Source organism: Streptomyces dengpaensis (assembly GCF_002946835.1).
GTDB classification, from domain to species: domain Bacteria; phylum Actinomycetota; class Actinomycetes; order Streptomycetales; family Streptomycetaceae; genus Streptomyces; species Streptomyces dengpaensis.
The window spans coordinates 7,473,668-7,494,387 of record NZ_CP026652.1 but is presented as its reverse complement, the minus strand read 5'-3'; the positions used below and the strand labels follow the sequence as shown (position 1 = coordinate 7,494,387).

19 protein-coding genes and 2 pseudogenes are annotated in these 20,720 nt (G+C 70.1%); 8 read left to right on the top strand and 13 right to left on the bottom strand.

The window, feature by feature from the left end; all coding sequences use genetic code 11:
- The first annotated feature begins 151 nt into the window (after positions 1-151).
- Positions 152-2,212: a restriction endonuclease gene (locus tag C4B68_RS34885; RefSeq protein ID WP_180289367.1), complete on the top strand. Its 2,061-nt coding sequence runs from the start codon at positions 152-154 to the stop codon at positions 2,210-2,212.
- 121 nt (positions 2,213-2,333) lie between these two features.
- Here C4B68_RS34885 and C4B68_RS34880 read toward each other — a convergent pair.
- Positions 2,334-2,684, bottom strand: a pseudogene (locus C4B68_RS34880) (hypothetical protein); the annotation flags it as partial.
- A 352-nt stretch (positions 2,685-3,036) separates the two neighbouring features.
- Between C4B68_RS34880 and C4B68_RS34875 the strand changes: the two are divergent.
- Positions 3,037-4,350: a vanadium-dependent haloperoxidase gene (locus C4B68_RS34875; RefSeq protein ID WP_180289366.1), complete on the top strand. Its 1,314-nt coding sequence runs from the start codon at positions 3,037-3,039 to the stop codon at positions 4,348-4,350.
- A gap of 263 nt (positions 4,351-4,613) precedes the next feature.
- Here the strand turns inward: C4B68_RS34875 and C4B68_RS43690 are convergent.
- Positions 4,614-4,777 (bottom strand): annotated as a pseudogene (locus tag C4B68_RS43690) (DUF4291 family protein); the annotation flags it as partial.
- Between the two features lie 131 nt (positions 4,778-4,908).
- On the opposite strand from C4B68_RS43690, the gene C4B68_RS34865 reads away from it, so the two are divergent.
- Positions 4,909-5,403, top strand: a complete 495-nt coding sequence (locus C4B68_RS34865) for a nuclear transport factor 2 family protein (RefSeq protein ID WP_099505566.1) — start codon at positions 4,909-4,911, stop codon at positions 5,401-5,403.
- Between the two features lie 271 nt (positions 5,404-5,674).
- Positions 5,675-7,261, top strand: a complete 1,587-nt coding sequence (lnt, locus tag C4B68_RS34860; protein ID WP_099505533.1) for an apolipoprotein N-acyltransferase — start codon at positions 5,675-5,677, stop codon at positions 7,259-7,261.
- Here the strand turns inward: lnt and C4B68_RS34855 are convergent.
- Positions 7,179-8,090: a Gfo/Idh/MocA family protein gene (locus C4B68_RS34855; protein ID WP_099505532.1), complete on the bottom strand. Its 912-nt coding sequence runs from the start codon at positions 8,088-8,090 to the stop codon at positions 7,179-7,181. The two genes, lnt and C4B68_RS34855, sit on opposite strands and share 83 nt — an antisense overlap.
- Before the next feature lie 361 nt (positions 8,091-8,451).
- On the opposite strand from C4B68_RS34855, the gene C4B68_RS34850 reads away from it, so the two are divergent.
- Entirely contained in the window at positions 8,452-8,913 is a 462-nt protein-coding gene (locus C4B68_RS34850; RefSeq protein ID WP_099505531.1) for a hypothetical protein, read from the top strand.
- Positions 8,914-8,935: 22 nt separating this feature from the next.
- Here C4B68_RS34850 and C4B68_RS34845 read toward each other — a convergent pair whose 3' ends face one another.
- The 7 genes from C4B68_RS34845 to C4B68_RS34815 all read right to left on the bottom strand — a co-directional run bounded on the left by C4B68_RS34845 (position 8,936) and on the right by C4B68_RS34815 (position 15,052).
- Positions 8,936-9,493, bottom strand: coding sequence for a tetratricopeptide repeat protein (locus tag C4B68_RS34845; protein WP_099505530.1), 558 nt, complete (start codon positions 9,491-9,493; stop codon positions 8,936-8,938).
- A gap of 124 nt (positions 9,494-9,617) precedes the next feature.
- Positions 9,618-10,301, bottom strand: a complete 684-nt coding sequence (locus C4B68_RS34840; RefSeq protein WP_099505529.1) for a uracil-DNA glycosylase — start codon at positions 10,299-10,301, stop codon at positions 9,618-9,620.
- A gap of 126 nt (positions 10,302-10,427) precedes the next feature.
- Positions 10,428-12,014, bottom strand: coding sequence for an ABC transporter substrate-binding protein (locus C4B68_RS34835; protein ID WP_099505528.1), 1,587 nt, complete (start codon positions 12,012-12,014; stop codon positions 10,428-10,430).
- Between the two features lie 202 nt (positions 12,015-12,216).
- Positions 12,217-12,978 (bottom strand): SDR family oxidoreductase, encoded by a 762-nt coding sequence (locus tag C4B68_RS34830; protein ID WP_099505527.1) that lies wholly within the window; start codon positions 12,976-12,978, stop codon positions 12,217-12,219.
- 17 nt (positions 12,979-12,995) lie between these two features.
- Positions 12,996-13,757, bottom strand: coding sequence for a 3-oxoacyl-ACP reductase FabG (fabG, locus tag C4B68_RS34825; RefSeq protein ID WP_099505526.1), 762 nt, complete (start codon positions 13,755-13,757; stop codon positions 12,996-12,998).
- Between the two features lie 159 nt (positions 13,758-13,916).
- Positions 13,917-14,300: a DUF3037 domain-containing protein gene (locus C4B68_RS34820; protein ID WP_099505525.1), complete on the bottom strand. Its 384-nt coding sequence runs from the start codon at positions 14,298-14,300 to the stop codon at positions 13,917-13,919.
- Positions 14,297-15,052, bottom strand: a complete 756-nt coding sequence (locus C4B68_RS34815) for a HipA family kinase (RefSeq protein WP_099505524.1) — start codon at positions 15,050-15,052, stop codon at positions 14,297-14,299. Before C4B68_RS34815 ends, C4B68_RS34820 begins: the two co-directional genes overlap by 4 nt.
- A 556-nt stretch (positions 15,053-15,608) precedes the next feature.
- On the opposite strand from C4B68_RS34815, the gene C4B68_RS34810 reads away from it, so the two are divergent.
- On the top strand, positions 15,609-16,088 hold the full coding sequence (locus C4B68_RS34810; RefSeq protein ID WP_099505523.1) for a Rieske (2Fe-2S) protein: 480 nt from the start codon (positions 15,609-15,611) through the stop codon (positions 16,086-16,088).
- A gap of 12 nt (positions 16,089-16,100) precedes the next feature.
- Here C4B68_RS34810 and C4B68_RS34805 read toward each other — a convergent pair whose 3' ends face one another.
- A complete protein-coding gene (locus tag C4B68_RS34805) occupies positions 16,101-16,739 on the bottom strand; it encodes a cysteine hydrolase family protein (protein WP_099505522.1) in 639 nt (212 codons plus the stop codon).
- A 155-nt stretch (positions 16,740-16,894) separates the two neighbouring features.
- On the opposite strand from C4B68_RS34805, the gene C4B68_RS34800 reads away from it, so the two are divergent.
- Positions 16,895-17,362, top strand: coding sequence for a pyridoxamine 5'-phosphate oxidase family protein (locus tag C4B68_RS34800; RefSeq protein WP_099505521.1), 468 nt, complete (start codon positions 16,895-16,897; stop codon positions 17,360-17,362).
- A 1-nt stretch (position 17,363) separates the two neighbouring features.
- On the opposite strand, the gene C4B68_RS34795 is transcribed toward C4B68_RS34800, so the two are convergent.
- Positions 17,364-18,266 (bottom strand): LysR family transcriptional regulator, encoded by a 903-nt coding sequence (locus tag C4B68_RS34795; protein WP_099505520.1) that lies wholly within the window; start codon positions 18,264-18,266, stop codon positions 17,364-17,366.
- A gap of 74 nt (positions 18,267-18,340) precedes the next feature.
- Between C4B68_RS34795 and C4B68_RS34790 the strand changes: the two genes are divergently transcribed.
- Positions 18,341-19,270, top strand: a complete 930-nt coding sequence (locus tag C4B68_RS34790; protein ID WP_180289365.1) for a DMT family transporter — start codon at positions 18,341-18,343, stop codon at positions 19,268-19,270.
- Between the two features lie 97 nt (positions 19,271-19,367).
- Here C4B68_RS34790 and C4B68_RS34785 read toward each other — a convergent pair whose 3' ends face one another.
- Positions 19,368-20,699: an aminotransferase class I/II-fold pyridoxal phosphate-dependent enzyme gene (locus C4B68_RS34785; RefSeq protein WP_099505518.1), complete on the bottom strand. Its 1,332-nt coding sequence runs from the start codon at positions 20,697-20,699 to the stop codon at positions 19,368-19,370.
- Between the last annotated feature and the right edge of the window lie 21 nt (positions 20,700-20,720).

The following is a 20,720-nucleotide window of genomic DNA, read 5'->3' as shown; positions in this document are numbered from 1 at the left end:
AGTTACCCTCCAGTCACCTTGACCAGCGGCGATGGCACGAACAGGTTCCCTTTGACGACTGGATATGCGAGACGGCGATTGCTGGCTAGAGTCGTCCTGTTACAGCTGGTTGTGGGGACAGCCAGAGCGCCTTGGGGAGGGCCTGCACCACATGAGTCGTCGATCCGCCGGTTTTGTCGGCGTCTGGGCCGAAGTGCAACGGCAGCAGCAGCGTCAGCTGGAAGCCGAAGCCAGACAGCAGAGACAACAAACTCAGCAAGCACGTGCCTATCAGCGGCGAGTTGCCCAGAGCCACCGTGAGTATCGGCAGGCGGAGGCACTGCGTCGCACCGAGGAACTCGACGCGCAAGTCACCTCGTTGCAAGGCCTGCTCGCGTCTGGATGCCAGGTTCCTGCTTTCAGGGCCTCATCCCTGCTGCGCCCCGAGGAGGTCCAGGCCTTCGCTCCAGGCGCATTGGCGCGGCCCGTGCCCATGCCGGACTGGAACCAGTACCAGACGCAGAACGGGTGGACTGCCAACCGCCGGGCCCAGGCACAGGCGGAAGCGCGGACGCGTTTCGAGAGGGACTGGCACGCCGCCCAGACGGCGGAGGGCCAGCGGCAGCAGCAGTTGGCGGCGTACCAGCGGGAATACCAGCGGTGGGCCGATGCCCAGCTGGCCGACGTGCGCCGACACAACGCCGGCATTCATGAGGTGACCGAGGGTGTGAGGCGTTGCGATCCCGAGTCCGTGGTCGAGTACTTCTCCGGCGCTCTCTATGCTTCGACTGCGTGGCCGGAGGGTTTTCCGCGTCAGGTGGCAGCCGCCTATGACCCCGCGGCCCGACAACTGGTGCTGGACTGGGAGTTGCCCGCCTACAGCGTCGTCCCTGAGGTCAAGTCCGTTCGATACATGTCGGGAGTGGATCAGGACAAGGAGACTCCCCGTCCAGTGGGGCAGCGTCGGGCTTTGTACCGAGAGGTCCTCGCGCAAAGCATGCTGCTCGTCCTGCATGAACTCTTCGCAGCAGATGAACTGGGTGCATTCGAGTCGGTGACCCTCAACGGGTTCGTGGACGGGCACGATCCCACGACGGGCCGACCGGGCCACATCTACCTGGCCACCGTCATGGCTTCACGCTCGACGTTCCGCGACTTGAATCTGGCACAGGTGGACGCGGGCAGCTGCCTGGCCGACGCGCTGCGCGGGCAACTCTCGGCCCGGCCCGACCAACTCACGCCGGTGCGGCCGAGCCGCCTACCGCAAGACCTCGGGAACCGCGTTGTCGCGCATGGCAGCGATGAGGAACCCGACCTCTATGACATGGATCCGATCGTCTTCGAGAACCTAGTGGCCGACCTCTTCCGCGCCATGGGTATGCAGGCAGTCACCACTCAGCGTTCCAACGACGGAGGCGTGGACGTTGATGCATTGGACCCGACGCCGATCCGTGGGGGAAAGATCGTCGTGCAGGTGAAGCGATACCGCAACACGGTTCCGCCCACCGCTGTACGTGACCTGTACGGCACCGTGCAGGATGCCGGCGCCAACAAGGGCGTCCTGGTGACGACGTCGAAGTTCGGCCCTGGCTCACACACCTTCGCCAATGGAAAGCCGCTCGAACTCATATCGGGCAGTGAACTCGTGGACCTGCTGCATCGCCATGGTTTGCGCGGGCGCCTGGGAGGCGGCGGCCGTCAGGCGTCAGCGCAGGCGACGCCGTCAAGGCAGGACACGCAACTGCCCGATGACTACAACGTCCTGGGCATGTCGTGGACCGGAAGTGTTGCCTTGGACGTGTGCGCTCTCGTCTGTCGTGGCAACCGCGTCCTCAGCGACGAACACTTCGTCTTTTTCAACAACCCCCAGACTGCGGACGGTTCCGTGAGGGCCCTTCCCCCCACGGCACCCGACAAGGCAGCGATGTGTGTGTCCTTCGACGGGCTGCCGGACGAGGCTGACCGGTTTGTCCTCGTCGCAGCCATCGACCCGGAGGTGAACCCTGACGCGGACCTCTCCGGTTTCACGAATGCTTGCATCCACCTGCGCGACCCCGGGCTGACCGAACTGGGACGACTCGAGGTCTCCGATGGTCGGCCGCTCGAAACGGCCTTGGTACTTGGCTCCTTCCGGCGCAGGTCCAACGGAGACTGGGACTTCGTCCTGGGTGGCAAGGGCTACACGGGCGGTCTGGAGGAACTCGTTCAGGATTTCGGCATCGAGGTGGAGTGAACTACCGGGGACCAGATCTCTCTGCGCTGGGCTGGGCCTGCGAAGCGGCTTGACGATCCATCTCAAGCCGCGCTCGCAGTCCGTTCGGCTCGTGTGGTTGCGGTCCCGTGTCGCGGGCTCGTCAGCGCTGAGCGTCGCTGCCGTTGCTGTGCCCAGGACGGCGGGTCCACAGAGATACATCACTGCTCGTTGCGACGGCGATGGTCTCCCCGGAGGGAGAGAAGCCGAAGGCTCGAAGTTCCGAGTAGGTGGAGTGGAAGATGTGCGACCACTGCTCTCTGTACGGGCCGGAGTGGGGGAGTCCGCCGTCGCCCGAGAGCAGCACGCGATGATTGGGCCAGGCCGGGGCGACGGCCTCCAGGGTCCAGCCGTCCTCGGTCGTGGTGTGCAACCCCCCGCCGAAGAGCCCTGCGATGTGTACGCGGCTGCCGGCGACCGGTCCCAGTCCGGGGCAGGTCAGGTCAGCCGTCGCGTGTTGTCGGAGGGCACCCGCCAGTCGAAGGCGAACGGGAGCACCTGGTCGCGTTCGGTGTCGAGGCGGGCGAGCAGGTTCGCGACCCTGCCCCTTGCAGCGCGGTTCGCCGGGGCCCGGGGCGGCTGCAGGGTCCGTCCGGCGGTGATCTCCTCGTAGCGGGCGGTGAGGCGTTCGAGGGCGCCCTAGGCCTGCCCGGTCGCGGCGAGTTGTCTTGCTCACGCAGTGGGCCGCTGCTAAGCCTTGGGCAGTCAACGCTAGGGAGCACGCTGTGCATCAAGAGCCCCCTCTTCCCGTTCCTCCGCGTTCACGTGTCCGGGCATTCATCTGCGCCGTCGCGGCCATCGCCCTCGTGACGCTCACCGCCGCGACAAGTCCCCCCGACGCGGACAACCGGACCGAGGCGGACCCGGCAGCCGTGGTCCGCGAGTGGAACGCCATCGCCACCGACACGATCAAGACCAGCCTCGGCCCACGCCCCTCCGGGCAGGTAGCGATCTGGGAGGGGTTCGTCTCCGTCGCCGTGTACAACGCCGTGGTGGGGATCGAAGGCGGCTACGCCCTGTACAAATGGCACGCGCGCGGTCCGGCCAAGGCGTCCTCCGCGGCGGCCGCCGCCACTGCGGCCCACGACGTGCTGCTCACCTACTTCCCTGCCTTCAAGGAGCAGCTCGACACCGCCTACGCGGACTCGCTCGCCGCACTTCCGGCCGGTCAGGCCAGAGACCGGGGCGTGGACTACGGAAAGCGCGCTGCCACCCGCGTCATCGAACTCCGGGAAGGGGACGGCAGGTTCGCGGACGTTCCGTTCACCGCTTCTCCGGCACCGGGGGTCTGGCGGCCCACCCCGCCCGCGTTCCAGCCCTTCATCGACACCTGGCTCGCCAGGCTCCGCCCCCTCCTGCTCGCCTCCCCGCAGCAGTTCCGCCCCGGCGGACCACCCGCCATCTCCTCGGCCGCTTACGCCGAGGATGTCCAGGAGCTGAAGGCCATGGGCGCGAAGACCGGCTCGGGCCGGAGCGCGCAGCAGACCGAGACCGCCCTCTTCTTCAGCGGCAACCTGATCGAACAGGTCCAGACAGCCGTACGAGACCACGCCGCCCGGCACCGGCTCGGCATCGCCGAGACGGCCCGGCTGTTTGCCGCGGTGAACGCGTCGGCGACCGACGCCGTCGTCACGGCATGGGACGCCAAGCTCCACTACGGCTCCTGGCGGCCGATCACCGCCATCCGCCTCGCCGACACCGACGGCAACCCCGCGACGACCGCAGACCCGGCCTGGGAGCCGCTGCTCCTCACCCCACCACACCCGGACTACATCGCCGGCCATACGACCGTCACCGCTGCCGTAGCACGCGCCCTGACCGGCGTCCTCGGCAAATCGCGCATCGACCTCTACGTCCCCTCCGAGGTCACCGGCACCACGCGGTTCTACGGGTCCGCCGACGACCTCAACCGGGACGTCGTCGACGCCCGTGTGTGGGGCGGCGTCCACTCCCGCACGGCGGACGTAGCCGGCTGCCGGGTCGGCACCCACGTGGCCGCCTGGGCGCTGGACCACTACTTCCAGCCGGTCGCCAAGAACGGCACCCAGCCGTCCCCGCCGACACGACCGGCTCGGCAGGACAGGCTCGCCGAGCCGAAGTGCGGCGACGACACCGACTGAACCACAGAGCCGAAGAGAACCCGGCGTCGAGCCGGGTTTCAGATCCTGCCTTGAGCACTGGATCACAGGTAGACCTTTCCCTTGCAGGGATCGGCCACGTCTGACAGAGACCGAGCGGGGACTGGGAGTGCGTCCTCCGCGGCAAGTGCGACTCGGGCGGCCCGGAGTGGCTGCTTGGGGACTACGACTCGAACTGGAGCAGCACGCCCGGCAGCTCAGCGGGGGCAGTCACTCCAGGGAAAAGGCTGTGAACGCGCCTTGATGACCCACGTCATCCGGTCGCGCTTCCACGCGGACGGGAAGCGGTTGTTCCGCGCCGCGGCGCGGCCGATCTCCGGCGGTACGCCTGGTAGACGGTGACTGTGGACGGCGCATGGCGGGCGCGTACGCGGAACTTGGGCTCTTCCGCAGGGAATGGATCACTCACAGCCAACAGGATCCGCCGTACGAGCGGGTCGTGGCCACCGAATATCGACCGCCGCATCGACCGCCGTACCGGCGGACGAATATCGCCGCACAGCCCTTGGCGTCGCGCGCCCCGTGGCCAACACTGGGCCGATGACTCAGCGTGTGGAGCTCGCGACCGTGATCGACCGGCTCGCCGTGGACGGACTCGTCACCGAGTACGCGGTGGCCGTGGACGACGGCGACTGGGAGGCGTACCGAGGACTGTTCACGCCGGACGGACGCGCGGACTACCGCTCGGCCGGCGGGATCGAGGGGGACGCAGCCCAGGTCGCGGAGTGGCTCGCCGAGAACATGCGGCTGTTCGCGATGCGCCAGCATCTGATCGTCAACCGGCGCCTGCGGTTCGGGCTCCTCGAGCAGGACACGGGCGACACGGCCCGGGTCCAGGCGGACTACATCAACCCGATGAGGTTCGCGGGAGATGCGGGAGACGACGGCGGATCCACCGCCCCCGATTTGGTGTGCGGCGGCCGGTACGCCTTCGGCCTGGTGCGTACGGACGACGGCTGGCGGCTGCGCCACGTCGTCGTCCATGAGAAGTGGCGCCGCACCCCGCAGCCACGCCACGAGCCCGCGACCACCTGAGCCGACACCCCGCAGCCACGCCACGAGCCCGCGACCACCTGAGCCGACGCCCCGCGGTCACCTCAAGCCGACGCCCCGCAGCCGACGCCCCTCGGCCGGCGCCCTCAGCCGACGCCCCGCAACCGACGACACCCTGACCAGGCTCCCGACGGGACAAGACACCCGAACACCCCCTGTCGACCGCGCCCGAGCCCCCCCTCCCCCATGCCCCCTGTTGTAGATCGTCTCCGACGCGCACACTGGAGGCACGCACCGGGGAGGGAGGCGCTGTATGGAGAGGCTCGACCGCTGGTCCGACCACTGGCTCGTCTCCCCTTGGCAGCGCGGGATCGTCGCCGTGGTGGCGGGGGCGCTGCCCATGCTGGCTTTCCCCGCCCCGTCCTGGTGGTGGTTCGCGTTCGTGGCGCTCGTCCCCTGGATCCTGCTGGCGCGCTCTGCCCCGACCGGCAGGCGGGCCGCGTACGACGGCTGGCTGGGCGGGCTGGGCTTCATGCTCGCCGTGCACCACTGGCTGCTGCCGAGCCTGCATGTGTTCACGCTGGTCATAGCCGCGCTGCTCGGTGCGCTGTGGGCGCCTTGGGGCTGGTCCGTCCGACGGTTCCTCGCCGGAGTGCCGTCACCGGGGCGGGTCGGCGCCGCGCTCCTCGTCCTGCCCTCGGGCTGGCTGATGGTCGAACTCGCCCGTTCCTGGCAGGGCTTGGGCGGCCCGTGGGGTCTGCTCGGGTCGAGCCAGTGGCAGGTGGAACCCGCGCTGCGGCTGGCCTCGGTCGGCGGGGTGTGGCTGCTCAGTTTCCTGGTCGTGGCGGTGAATGTCGCGGTCGCCGTACTGATCTCGGTGCGTCAGTCCCGTAGGCCCGCGGTGGCCGGGCTCGTCGCGACGGCCGCCGCCACCTCGGCCGCCTGGGTGTGGTCGCCGCGCCCGGACGTCGACGCGCGGGTCCGGATCGCCGTCGTACAGCCCGGTGTCGTCAACGGCATGGGCAGCGGCGCCAAGCGGTTCGACCGCGAGGAGGCGCTCACCCGCAGGCTCGCCGGGCAGGACGTCGACCTGGTCGTCTGGGGCGAGAGCAGCGTCGGATTCGATCTGGCCGACCGCCCCGACCTGGCGAAACGGATCGCCGCGCTGTCCCGCCTGACTGGCGCCGACATCCTGGTGAACGTCGACGCGCGCCGCTCCGACCAGGCCGGCATCTACAAGAGTTCGGTCCTGGTCGGACCCCAGGGCCCGACCGGCGCCCGCTACGACAAGATGCGGCTGGTGCCGTTCGGCGAGTACGTTCCCGCGCGTACCGTCCTCGGCTGGGCGACCTCGGTGGGCAAGGCGGCGGGCGAGGACCGCAGACGCGGGACCGAGCAGGTGGTGATGGACGTCGGGCACGGGCTGCGCGTCGGCCCGATGGTCTGCTTCGAGTCGGCCTTCCCCGACATGAGCCGCCATCTCGCCCGGGACGGCGCCCAGGTACTCCTCGCCCAGTCGTCGACGTCGAGTTTCCAGCGGAGTTGGGCGCCCGGGCAGCACGCCTCGCTCGCCGCGCTGCGGGCCGCCGAGACCGGCCGCCCGATGGTGCACGCGACGCTGACCGGCGTCTCCGCCGTCTACGGCCCGGGCGGCGAGCGCATCGGCTCCTGGCTCGGCACGGACACGAGCGGGACGACGGTGTACGAGGTGCCGCTGGCCGATGGTGTCACGCCGTACGTCAGGTTCGGCGACTGGCCGGTGTACGGGGCTGTGCTGGTGCTGGCGGCGCTGTGCGTGACGGAGGGCGCCCGCTCCGTCAGACTGCGGCGGACCTCTGCTGAACCGCGCGTACCACCCGCTCGCACAACTCATGAGTCGCCAGCGCGTCACGGGCACTGAGCACCTTGCCCGCGCGCACCGCGTCGAGGAAGGCGAGCACCGCCTGCTCGATGCCGCGCTGCCGGGCCACCGGCACCCAGTCACCGCGCCGCCGTACGGTCGGCTGCCCCTTGTGGTCGATCACCTCGGCGAGATTGACCACCTGCCGTTTGGTGTCCTGGCCCGAGACCTCGAGGATCTCCTCGTTCGAGCCGCTGAGCCGGTTCATCACGCCGATCGCCGTGAAGCCGTCCCCGGCCAGTTGCAGCACGACGTGGTGCAGCAGCCCATCCTCGACGCGGGCCCGTACGGTCACGTCGTCGACGGGCCCGGGCGCCAGGAACCGCAGGGTGTCCACGACATGGATGAAGTCGTCGAGGACCATCGTGCGGGGCGCCTCGGGCAGCCCTATGCGGTTCTTCTGCATCAGGATCAGCTCTCGCGCGTGGTCGGCGCACTGCGCGTAGGCGGGCGCGTAACGCCGGTTGAAGCCGACGGCGAGGCTGACGTTCCGCTCCTCGGCGAGCCGCACCAGGCGCTGTGAGTCGGCGAGTTCGTAGGCGAGCGGCTTGTCGACGTACGTCGGTACGCCCGCCTCCAGCAGGCGCGTGACGATCTCGGGGTGCGCGACGGTGGCCGCGTGCACGAACGCCGCGTCGAGATCCTGCGCCAGCAGCTCCGCCAGATCCGTGTGGCGCCGCTCCTGGGGGATGTGGAGGCTGTCGCCGACCCGGGCGAGCGTCCCGGGCGTCCGAGTCTGGAGATGCAGCTCGACTCCTGGCTGCACTCCGAGCACCGGCAGATACGCCTTCTGCGCGATGTCGCCGAGTCCGATGCAGCCGACCTTCACAGGGATCTCCTTCAGTAGCCGACGTCAGTCGCCGGCATCGGTCGCCGGCTTCAGCTGCCGGCTTCGGTTGTCGGCGTCATGCTTCCGACGCGGGCCTCGTCGGAAGCATAAGGCCGCTGCGGCGGCCGCCACCGGTGTGCGAGGCGCTCTGCGCCCTGCCCCCCTGCGCCGTGGACGACGTCTGCGAGGGCGAGAGCAAGTACGTAAGGCACTCGGTGCGCCTTTACGGAGGGCGACGCACTCAGTGCCGGGTCAGCCTGCGGGCGTCGGGACCCACCGGAGGGGCGGAAGGATCACCCGTGTGGGGCATCCTCCGCTTGTCCGCTCCCCAAAGGGGGCCGGACACAGCAGAGTTGCGCGGGTGCATCGAACGACGACGACCGCAACGCTCCTGGTCACCGTGGCGGTCACCGCCCTCTCCGGCTGTGTCACCGTCCAGCGACCGCCCGCCTCCGGCGCGCCGACCGCGCCGGCCCGGCCCGCCGCGCCGCGGCCGGACGGCGAGGCCGACCCGCAGATCGTGCAGGCACCGGCGCGGGAGGCGCTGGAGCTCATCGGGCCGTCCCGGAAGCCCTCACCGAGCGCGAGGACCGCGCACCGGGCGGCTCCGCCGCCACCCGCCGCGGCACCGGCGGCCCCACCGCGCCGCCCCGCCCCGCGTCCCGAACCACGGCAGCCCGAGCCCCGCGTCGCTGTCCCGCCCGCCGCCATCTCCCCCGAGCTGCCGCAGAACACGGACGTGTGCGCCCTCGGCAGGAAGTACGGCGGCTGGCAGCCGGACAGTCCGGAGGCGGTCATCTGCGAGGGGGCGTACGGGCAGTGACGGCGCGCTCGGGCGACCGTCCTCAGGGCCGCTGTCTCGGCGGCCCCAGCGTCTCCCCGCCGGGCCCGTCGGGGCCGTGGGGTCCGCTCCCCTCCCCCGGGCTGCCGTCGCCGTCGAGTCTCAGCTCCAGGCGGCCGATCGCCGCGCGGATGCCGTCCCCGTAGCTGTCGTCCCCGAGGGCGCCGACCGAGCTGCGAGCCCGGCGCAGATGGCTGCGGGCGGCCTCGGAGCGGCCGAGCTTCACATAGTCGGCGGCCAGGTTCAGATGCAGCGACGGGTAGAAAGCCCGCATCGCGAGCGACTGGTGGTGCTCGGCGACCCGCTCGTCGCTGAGCTCCTCGGCCGCCGACAACGCCCGCAGATCCCAGGCGAGTTCGTCCGAAGGATCGTCCTGCGTGTCCGCCATGTAGTGCGCCAGCGTGCAGCGGTGCAGGGGGTCGCCGTCCTCGCCGATCTCGGCCCACAGGTCGAGGAAGCGGCCCCGGGCCTCTTCGCGGTCACCGCCGTGGTGCAGCATGACGACCTGGCCGATCCGGGTCATCATGGCGTCCGGCGCCACCTGCTCCTGTTGCTCCGCCACCGCGTCCTCCAGGCTCGTCGCTGTCGCCGGACAGACCCTAACCGCAGCCACTGACAATCACGCTCAGGCGCCCCCGTACGCCGCTGGGCCAGGCCGGTGACGGTCCGGCCCAGCGGCACGGCTGTCAGCCCAGGTCGGGAATCCGCCAGTCGATCGGCTCGTGGCCCTGACGGGCCACCGCCTCGTTGATCTGCGTGAACGGGCGTGAGCCGAAGAACTTCTTCGCGGACAGCGGCGAGGGGTGCGCCCCCTTCACCACCACGTGCCGCTCCTCGTCGATCAGCGGGAGCTTCTTCTGCGCGTAGTTGCCCCACAGCACGAAGACCGCCGGGTCGGGCCGGTCGGCCACGGCGCGGATCACCGCGTCCGTGAACTTCTCCCAGCCCTTGCCCTTGTGCGAGTTGGCCTCACCGGAGCGCACGGTCAGCACCGCGTTGAGGAGCAGCACGCCCTGCTCGGCCCACGGCATCAGATAGCCGTTGTCCGGGATCGGGGTGCCCAGCTCCTCCTTCATCTCCTTGTAGATGTTGCGCAGCGAGGGCGGCGTCTTCACGCCCGGGCGGACCGAGAAGCACAGGCCGTGCCCCTGGCCTTCGCCGTGGTACGGGTCCTGCCCGAGGATCAGCACCTTCACCCGCTCGTACGGCGTCGCGTCGAGCGCGGCGAAGACCTCCTCCCGCGGCGGGTAGACGGGACCCTTCGCGCGCTCCTCCTCGACGAACTCGACGAGTTCCTTGAAGTAGGGCTGCTGCAGCTCCTCGCCCAGGACGCCGCGCCAGGACTCGGGCAGCATGGCGATATCGGTCACGTCAACTTCCTCCGATGTGCGGTCACTTCCAGACCACAGAACCTACCGTCGCCCACTGACAATCGGCTCCGGCCCCCGCGCCACCAGGCGGCCGCACGGTGCCCCACCAGTCGGCCGCACTGTGTCCTACCAGCTGGTTTTGCGGTGCAGCTCCCACATCGTCATGATCGTCGAGGGGTCCAGGGCCCGCTCGCCGCCCGAGATGTCATCGCTCGCGGCCACGTACTGCTTACCCTGCCACAGGGGCAGCAGCCGGGCGTCGTCCACGAGAATCTGCTGGGCCTCCTCGAACTCCTTGACCACGGCGCCGCGGTCGCTCTCACGGCGTGACGAGGGCAGCAGGCTGTCGGTGATCCGCGGGGCCGGATAGGGCGTACCGAGCGCGTTCTGGTCGCCCACGAAGGGCGCGATGAAGTTCTCGGCGTCCGGGAAGTCGGGGAACCAGCCGCGCCCGAACACCGGGTACTCGCCCTTGCGGTAGCCCGCTTCGTACGTCTTCCAGGGGCGGCTCCTGAGCGTGACCCGGAACAGGCCGGAGTCCTCGAGCTGGCGCTTGAGCTCCCGGAACTCCGGTGCGGTCTCGGAACCGTAGCGGTCGGTCGTGTACCACAGGGTGAGCGGGACGGGCTCGGTGATGTCCGCGTCCTGGAGGATCTTGCGGGCCTTGGACGGACTGGGCTCCCCGTAGTCGTCGAAGAACCCGGTGGTGTGCCCGGTCAGGCCCGCCGGAACCATGGAGTACAGCGGCTCGACGGTGTCCCTGTAGACCTTGTGCGCGATGGCCGACCGGTCGACGACCTGGGCGATCGCCTTGCGGACGGCGGGCTTATTGGCCCACGGGTCCTTCGGGTTGAACACCAGGTAGCGGATTTCGGTGCCCGCGCCTTCGAGGAGCTGGATGCCCTTCTGGGTGTCGTGCCCCTGGAGCTCGACGACGTCCGAGGCCGCGAGACCACGGAAGGTGACGTCGATTTCCTTGTCCCTGAGGGCCTCGACCATCTTGGCCGAGTCCGGGAAGTAGCGGATGGTGACCGCGTGGTTCTTGCGCCGGGCGAAGCCGTCGTAGTGGTCGTTCCTGACGAGTTCGGCCCGCTCGCCCTCCTCGTAGGACTGCAAGCTGTACGGCCCGGACCCGACGACACCGCCGTCCTTGCGCACGGCGTCGGCGGGGTAGTCGTCGGGGTCGACGATCGACAGCGCGGGGGTGGCCAGGACGAACGGGAAGGTGGCGTCGGGCTTGTTGAGGTGGAAGACGATCTCGCGCTCGCCCCGTACCTGGACCCGGTCGAGGCTGCCGAGCAGGCCCGCGGGACCGCCGGGTACCGCGATCTTCTTGATCCGGTCAATGGAGTGCTTGACGGCCTGGGCGTCGAGCCGGTCGCCGTCGGAGAACTTCAGGTTCGGGCGCAGTTCGCAGCGGTACGTGACGTTGGAGTCGTCCGAGAACGCACACATCCTGGCCGCGTCGGGCTGGGGCGTCACGGCGCCGTTGGGGTAGCTCAGCAGCGTCTGGTAGATGTTGCGGAACAGCTCCCAGGAGCCGTCCCAGGAGGCAGCCGGGTCCAGCGTGCTCGGGGCACTGGTGGTGCCCACGACGATCGGTCCCTCGTTGTCGGTCGATCCTGAGGAGAGGACGCCACACCCTGCCACCAGGGTTATGGACGTGATCGCCGCCAGCTGACGCAGACATCGGTTCCGGTTGAACACGCGCATGCTCCTCGATCTGCCGTACCAAGGGTCGGCAGACGATACCGCAGTGCCCCGCCGGTGGAACCAGATTCCAGGAAGGGCACTTGATCTGCGCGCATGTGACTACGTTGTCAAGCTTCCGTGAACCCGTCAGCGGATCCGGCCAAGGACCCGCTGACGGTCCACGCCGTCGTAGTTTTTGTCAACTCCCCGCGCAACGGGAAGGTCAGCCGACTCCGGCGTTCAGGAAGATGCCGCCGTCGACCACGAGCGTCTGGCCGGTGATCCAGTCCGACTGCTGCGAGGTGAGGAAGGCGGCGGCGCCGCCGATGTCGGAGGGCACGCCGAGCCGGCCGAGCGGGTAGGACGCGGCGGCCTCCGCCTCGCGGCCTTCGTACAGAGCCTGAGCGAACTTGGTCTTCACCACGGCGGGCGCGATGGCGTTGACCCGCACCTTGGGCGCGAACTCGTGCGCCAGCTGCACGGTCAGGTTGATCATGGCGGCCTTGCTGATGCCGTACGCGCCGATGAAGGGCGAGGCGCCGATGCCGGCGACGGAGGCGATGTTGACGATCGCGCCGCCGTTGTCCTTCTGCCAGGCGTGCCAGGTCCGCTGGGCGAAGCCGAGCGCCGAGACGACGTTGGTCTCGAAGACCTTGCGCGCCACATTGAGGTCCAGGTCGGCGATCGGCCCGAACACCGGGTTCGTACCGGCGTTGTTGACCAGGTAGTCGACGCGCCCGAAGGCCTCCATGGTGCGCTCGACGGCGACGGCCTGGTGGGCCTCGTCGTGCGCCTTGCCGGCGACGCCGATGACGCGGTCGGCGCCGAGCGCCTCGACGGCCTCCTTCAGCGCGTCCTCGCTGCGGCCGGTGATGCAGACCCGGTCGCCGCGGGCGATCAGGGCCTCCGCGATGCCGTAGCCGATGCCGCGGCTCGCGCCCGTGATGAGCGCGACCTTGCCCGAGAGTTCGGGAAGTGTGGTCATGTCCGTGTCCCCCGGCCTTAGTTGAGCGGCCCGCCGGCCACGTACAGCACCTGGCCGGAGACGAATCCGGCGGCCTCGCCGGTGAAGAAGGCGATGGCGTTGGCGATGTCGTCGGGGTTGCCGACGCGCTGGACCGGGATCTGGGTGGCGGCGGCGGCCTGGAAGTCCTCGAAGCCCATGCCGACGCGGGCGGCGGTGGCGGCGGTCATGTCGGTGACGATGAAGCCGGGCGCGACGGCGTTCGCGGTGACGCCGAACTTGCCGAGCTCGATGGCGAGGGTCTTGGTGAAGCCCTGCAGACCGGCCTTGGCGGCGGAGTAGTTGACCTGGCCGCGGTTACCCAGCGCCGACGACGAGGACAGGTTGACGATCCGGCCGAACTGGGCGTCGACCATGTGCTTCTGGACGGCCTTCGCCATCAGGAAGGCACCGCGCAGATGCACGTTCATGACCGTGTCCCAGTCGGACGCGCTCATCTTGAACAGCAGGTTGTCGCGGAGCACGCCCGCGTTGTTCACCAGGATCGTCGGCGCACCGAGCTCCCGGGCGATCCGCGCGACGGCGGCCTCGACCTGGGCCTCGTCGGAGACGTCGCAGCCGACCGCGATGGCCTTGCCACCGGCGGCGGTGATCTTCTCCACGGTGTCCTTGCACGCGGCCTCGTCGAGGTCGATCACCGCGACGGCGCGGCCCTCGGCGGCCAGTCGTACGGCGGTCGCGGCGCCGATGCCGCGCGCGGCACCGGTGACTACGGCGACGCGCTGCTCAGTGGTGGACATTGCTGGTTCTCCTCGCCCTTGAAAAGCCCTGCGGCCTGACGTGCCCTGCGGCTCACGCGGTACGCCCGTCCGGTGAGCAACCGCTTAGTACCTTCAGCAGACGTGACGCTAGAAGCCCTGGCACTCGGTGTCAACGGCATACCACGCGTGTGTGATCCATTACCTGACCAGCAGTTGGAGCAACCGCTCCGTCTCGGCCGCCGGATCGGCGGTGAGCCCGGTGTGCACGGGCCCCGGCTGAACGACCGTCGAGCGCGGCGCGATGAGCCAGCGAAACCGCCGACCGGCGTCGTCGTGCGCCGCCTGACCTGCCGCTTGCCCTCCCGCGCAGACTCCCTCGACGGCACGCAGCGCGGCCCGTACGCCGGCCACGTCCGCGTCCGGGTCGAGGGTCAGCAGCTTCGCCTCGTCGAGATGGGTGCGCACGCCGACGTACGCCTTGGCACGGCAGTACACCAGCACGCCCGCGTTGATGCACTCGCCGCGTTCGATGCGCGGCACGACCCGCAGCAGCGCGTACTCGAAGACGGTCCGCTCGCTCACTTGTCCCCCTTGATGCGCTCGTGGATGACGGCGGCGCGCGCGAGCAGCGGCTCCACGTAGGCCCGCCGGAGGGCGTCGGTCGAGTCGAAGCCGGGTTCGTCGGCCAGCCACTCCTCGGGGATCTCCGCGGTCACCTCGGCGAGCAGCTCCTCCGTGACGAGGGGCGCCAACTCCGCGGCGGCGGCCTCGATATCCGGCGCGAACGACTGGAGGGCGTGCTCGGAGGCGTCGTACGGCCGCGCGGCGGAGGCCTGGGCTCCGGGCCAGTTGTGGTGCCAGATCATGGTCGCCCCGTGGTCGATGAGCCACAGATCGCCGCGCCACACCAGCAGGTTGGGGTTGCGCCAGGAGCGGTCGACGTTGTTGACCAGAGCGTCGAACCAGACGATCCGCCCTGCCTCTTCGGGGCTCGCCCCGAAGGCGAGGGGGTCGAAGCCGAGCGCGCCGGACAGGAAGTCCATGCCGAGGTTGGTGCCGCCGCTGGACTTGAGCAGTTCCTGCACCTCCTGGTCGGGCTCGCCGAGTCCGAGAACCGGGTCGAGGCCGACGGTGACGAGCCGGGGCACCCGGAATCCGAGCCGCCGGGCGAGTTCACCGCAGACGACCTCCGCCACGAGCGTCTTGCGCCCCTGTCCGGCGCCGGTGAACTTCATGACGTACGTCCCGAAATCGTCGGCCTCGACGAGCCCCGGCAGCGAGCCGCCCTCACGCAGGGGCGTGACGTAACGGATCGCTGTGACTTCTGTAAGCATTTTCCCAGGCTATCCGCCGGGATGGGCTCACGATCCAAGGCACGTCCCGATGATCGATTCATCCCGGAAAGGGCGCCGATCGGAACGTGGGAGCAAGTGCCGGCTTGTGTGGTCAGCCGAGCAGGAGGGGCAGGGCTTCCGCAGGATGCGGTGCCCCCATCTCGTCGGTTGGCCAGGCCCCATCTGCACTCGTCGGAATCGCCGCGCACGTCCAGACCCCATGACCGGCCAGGGCCTCGAGCATCGCTGCAGGACGCCGAGGCCCTGGCCGATTGCATGGCGTCCGGTCCGCCCCGGACGACAGTGGTGGAGGGCCTGCGCAGGTACGAGAGGAAGCGGCTGAACAGCGCCCGTGCCCTGGTGCAGTCGGGACAGGAGTTCAGCCGCTCCTTCGCCGGTCAGGCCGCCCGATCCGACACCGGGGCATCAGATCCTCGTCATCGCTGTCGACCTGGTGTCGATTGGGTCAAGAAGTGGCCCGTCCCGTGAACGGGGGGCATGGACGGAGCGTACTTCTGTACGGATCACCATCACGTCCGTTGAAGGGAACGTCAGCATGACCAGCGAATCGCTTCACCCCGTCCCGGCACCAGCTCGCCGCTCGGTCGTGGCAGCGGTCGGCGTGGCGGGGCTCGCCGTCGCGCTGACCGCGTGCGGGGACGACAAGAAGTCGTCCGACTCCTCCAGCGCCGGCGCGAGCAGCGGGGGCACGGGCGGCGGCGACAACCCGGATGCCGGGAGCGGGGGCGGCACGGTGCTCGCCAAGACCACCGACATCCCGGAGGGCGGCGGCAAGGTCTTCGCCGACCAGGGCGTGGTGGTCACCCAGCCGACGGCGGGCACCTTCAAGGCCTTCTCGTCCAAGTGCACCCACCAGGGCTGTGCGGTGAAGGGCATTGCGAACGGTGTGATCACCTGCCCCTGCCACAACAGCCAGTTCTCCGCCACCGACGGCAGCGTGAAGAAGGGCCCCGCCACACAGGCCTTGGCCGCGGCCGACATCACCGTGGACGGCGACTCGATCAAGCTCGCGTGAACCCGGGGGACTTCAGCGGCGCGGTCGCCTGAGGCAGGCCAGCACGTCGTCGGTCGCCGTGATGGTGGCGACCAGGGCCAGCGTGTTCCGGATCATCGCGGGGGTGTAGTCGGAGGGCACCCCCGCGATGGCGTCCGCGGGCACGACGGCGGTGTAGCCGCGGTTCACGGCGTCGAACACGGCATTGGGGATGGCCACGTTGGCCGAGACGCCGGTCACGACGAGGGTGCGGCAGCCCAGGTTGCGCAGCAGCGGGTCGACATCGGTGCCCGCGATCGGCGACAGGCCGTGCAACCGGCGTACGACGAAGTCCTCCTCGGCGACCTCGATGGGCGACGCGATCCGCACGGCCGTGGTCCCCGTCAGCTGCTGCACAGGCAGCCGTTCGGCCGCGCGGAACAGCCGGGCGTTGCGGCTCGCGCCCCGGCCGTCCGGGCGCCGCTCGGCGACCGCGTGGATCACCTGCACTCCGCCCTCGTGCGCGGCGGCCACCAGCCGGGCGACATTGGCGAGTGCCCCCGACGAGCGCGCCTCCTTGGCGAGTTCCGGCAGCGCGCTGTCCTGGCCCACGACACCCTGCTGGCACTCGACGGTGAGCAGCACCGTCGTGACGGGGTCGAGGAGTTCACTGAGCTGTTCGTACGACGGCATGGCCCCCCTTGTCGTCGGAGGTCGGAGCGGGCGAGCGTAACCACCATTGCGTGCGGACGGAAGTCGGCCCATGCTTTTCTGACGAGACGTCAGACGATCTCTGGTGGCGCAGAAGAAGGTCCGACGCAGAAGAGGCTGGAAGAAATGGGGACCGTATGGCCGTCACTCAGCGCAGGGGCCGGAAGATCATGATGACCCCGGATGAACTAGAGGAGTTCCTGACCACCCAGCGCACGTGCCGCGTCGCGACCGTGTCGAAGGACGGCGCCCCGCATGTCAGCGCCCTCTGGTTCGTCTGGGACGGGACCTCGCTGTGGCTCTACTCCGTGGTGCGCAGCAAGCGCTGGGCGGAGCTGCGCCGCGACCCGCGTATCGCCGTGGTGATCGACTCCGGCGAGGAGTACGGGGAGCTGCGAGGCGTCGAGCTGTCCGGCACCGTGGACTTCGTGGGCGAGGCCCCCCGCACCGGGGAGCTGTGCGCCGAACTCGACGTCCCGGAGACCCTGTTCGCGCGCAGGAACTTCGGTCTGGAGGAGATGCCCCACGACGGCCGGCACGCGTGGGCGCGGCTGACTCCGGATGCCATCGCTTCGTGGGACTTCCGGAAACTCCCCTCCCTGTAGCTCACTTGACGGCCTCCCCGGCCCTGCGCAAGGCGTCCACCGCCGCCCTGATCGACGGCCGGCGGTCGGCGTCGGCCCGCCACACGACGTAGACATGACGCCGTACGCGCTGCCGCACCGGCACGGTGACGACGCCCTCAGGCATCGGATGGCGCCCGAGGACAGGCGCCACGCACACGCCGAGCCCCGCGGCGACCAGCCCGAGCTGGGTGTGCGTCTCCGCCGCGCGGTGCCCGATGTTCGGCTCGATGCCCTTGGAGCGCAGCGTGAACATCAGCCACTCGTGGCAGAACTCGCCCTCGCCCCAGGTGATCCACTCGTCGCCGGCGAAGTCTCCGAGGTCCACCTCCGCGCGGTCGGCGAGCCGGTGCCCGACCGGCATCGCCACATCGGCCGGGTCGTCGAGGATCGACGCCTTCACCAGGCCGTCGGGCAGTGGCATCGGCTTGTTGTACCAGTCGAGCACGACCGCCAGATCGAGATCGCCGCGCACCACCCCGGCGACCCCGGCCTCCGGCTCCAGCTCGCAGGAGCGCAGCCGCAGCCCGGGGTGATCGGCACGGAGAGCGGCGAGCGCGACCGGGAACAGTCCGCGCGCGGCGGTCGGAAACGCCGAGAGCCGCAGCTCGCCCACGACCTGGCCACGCTGGGCCTCCAGGTCGGACTGCGCGAGCTCCACCTGGGACAGGATTCGCGCGGCATGGTCGGCGAGCAGCCGCCCGGCGTCGGTGAGGCGCACGCCCCGGCCGTTCTTGGCGAGCAGCTGCTGCCCGACCTCCCGCTCCAGCTTGGACATCTGCTGCGAGACGGCGGACGTCGTGACGTGCAGCCCCTCGGCCGCGCCGCTCACCGAGCCGTGCCGGGCGAGGGCATCGAGGGTGCGCAGGCGCTCCAGGTTCAACATGTAAGCAATGCTACGAGATATCGCTCGAAAGATCTCGCTTGTGCTACGAGGTTCTTCTCCCTCATCGTTGCACCATGAGCACCGCCACCAGCCCGCGCGCCGCCACCACCTCCGCTGCACCCCGCCGCACCGCCCTCGACTGGCGGATCCGTTTCGGCGTTCTCGCCCTGATCTGGGGCTTCAGCTTCCTGCTCATCAAGGTCGGCACGGAGGGCTACGCGCCGTTCCACGTCACTCTCGGGCGGCTGCTGTTCGGGACCGCGGTGCTCGCGGCGGCGATGGCGGTGAAGCGGGAGCGGCTGCCGCGCGGGGCCCGGACCTGGGGACATCTCGCCGTCGCGGCCTTTCTGCTGAACGCGCTGCCTTTCTCGCTCTTCGCCTACTCCGAGCTGACGATCCCGTCCACACTCGCGGGCATCTGCAACGCGACCTCACCGCTGTGGGGCATGGCCCTGTCCCTGGTCGCCCTCTCCGAGGACCGCCCGACCCGGCGCAGAGTCGCCGGTCTGGGCATCGGCTTTCTCGGCGTCCTGACCGTCCTCGGCGTCTGGCAGGGCTTCGACGGCCTGGACGCCACGGGCACGGCGATGGCCCTGCTGGCCTCGCTGAGCTACCCGATCGGCTGGATATACGTCCGCCGCACCCTGGCCGGCACCGGCCACTCCCACCTGTCGATGACCGGCGCCCAGCTCTTGCTGGCCACCGCCCAACTGGCGGTCGTCACACCGCTGTTCACCACGCTGCCGAGCCACTTCCCGGTGGTCCCGCTGCTCGCGATCATCGCCCTGGGAGCCCTCGGTACGGGCCTGGCCATGCTCCTCCAGTACGGCATCGTCGCCGAGGTCGGCCCGACGACGGCCCAGATGGTCACGTACTTCATCCCGGTGATAGCCACCGCGGCGGGCGTCGCGATCCTCGGCGAGTCCCTGACCTGGTCGACTCCTGTCGGCGCGGTGATCGTCCTCGCGGGCGCGGCACTCACGCAGGCGAAGCCGCGCCCCTGACGTCAGGTCTCAGACGTAGAGATCGACGTCGAGGTCTCAGGCGTTCGAGGTCTCCGACGCAGAGGCCGACGTGGAGGACTCAGACGTAGTCGAGGTCTCAGACATAACGGCGTGCGGGTGCCGGGCCGACGGCGGACGCGACGGCGTCCGCCAGCGGCTCGATGTCGTCCGGGGTCAGGGTCGAGACGGTGATCCGGATCCCGGGCGGAGCGCTCATCCGGAAGCGCGCCCCGGGCGCGACCGCCCAGCCGGAGTGCAGCAACCGCGCGACCGCCCCCGTCTCGTCAGGGACGGGGATCCACACGTTCATCCCGCTGCGCCCGTGCGCCGCGATGCCGCGCTCCTTCAGGGCGTCGATGAGCGCGTCGCGGCGCCGCCCGTACGCCGCCGCCACGGCTACGACGTTCACCGCACCAGAAGTCCACAGGTGGACGACGGCCCGCTGGGCCAGACGGCTCACCCAGCCGGGCCCGAGCCGCTGCCGGCCGTGCACCCGGTCGATCGTGACGGGGTCCCCGGTGAGGACGGCGAGCCGCAGATCAGGGCCGTACGCCTTGGCGACGGAGCGCACGAAGGCCCAACTGTGCGTCACCCCGGCCACCGGATGCAGGGGCAGGTCGACGATCCGATGCCCGTGGTCGTCCTCGATGAGCAGGATCTCCGGGTACTCCTTGAGCACGGAACGCAGGGCACGCGCGCGCGTGGCGCTCACCGCGGCCCCGGTCGGGTTCTGCGCCCGGTCCGTGACGATCAGGGCCCGCGCTCCGGCCTCCAGCGCACGGCGTACGTCATCGGGGAGCGGGCCCTCGTCGTCGACGCCGACGCCGACCGTGCGCAGCCCGAGCGCCGGGGCGAGGTCGAGCAGGCTGCCCCAGCCGGGGTCCTCGACGGCGACGGCGTCCCCGGGTTTGAGATGGACCGCGAGGACGCGCTCGATGGCGTCGAGCGATCCGGACGTGACGACGACGGGTCCGTCGGGGACCCCGTCCGCGGCGAGGTCTGCGCGCGCGAGCCGCTCCAACTCCGGTTCGACGGCGGCCTCCCCGTACATCACGGGCGCGCGGTCCGACCGCTCGGCGGCCACCGCGAACGGTTCGGCGAGAGCGGGCAGCAGCGCGCGATCGGGGTTGCCGTCGGCCACGTCCCGCACCCCGTCCGGCACCTCGACCCGGATGTTCTCGCGCCCCGTGGTGGCGGGCTTGGAGCGCACCCGGCTGCCGCGGCGGCCCGCGGTCTCGATGACCCCGCGCTCGCGCAGCGTGCGATAGGCGGCCGCGACGGTGTTGGGATTCACTCCGAGCCGCTCGGCCAACTCCCGCATCGGCGGCAGCAGTTGACCCGGCTCCAAGTCTCCCGACCCCACCGCGCGCTCGACGCTCGCGGCAATCTCCGCTGCGCGACGCCCTTCGATCCGATACTCTCCTAGCACAAAGCAGATTATGCACTAGTG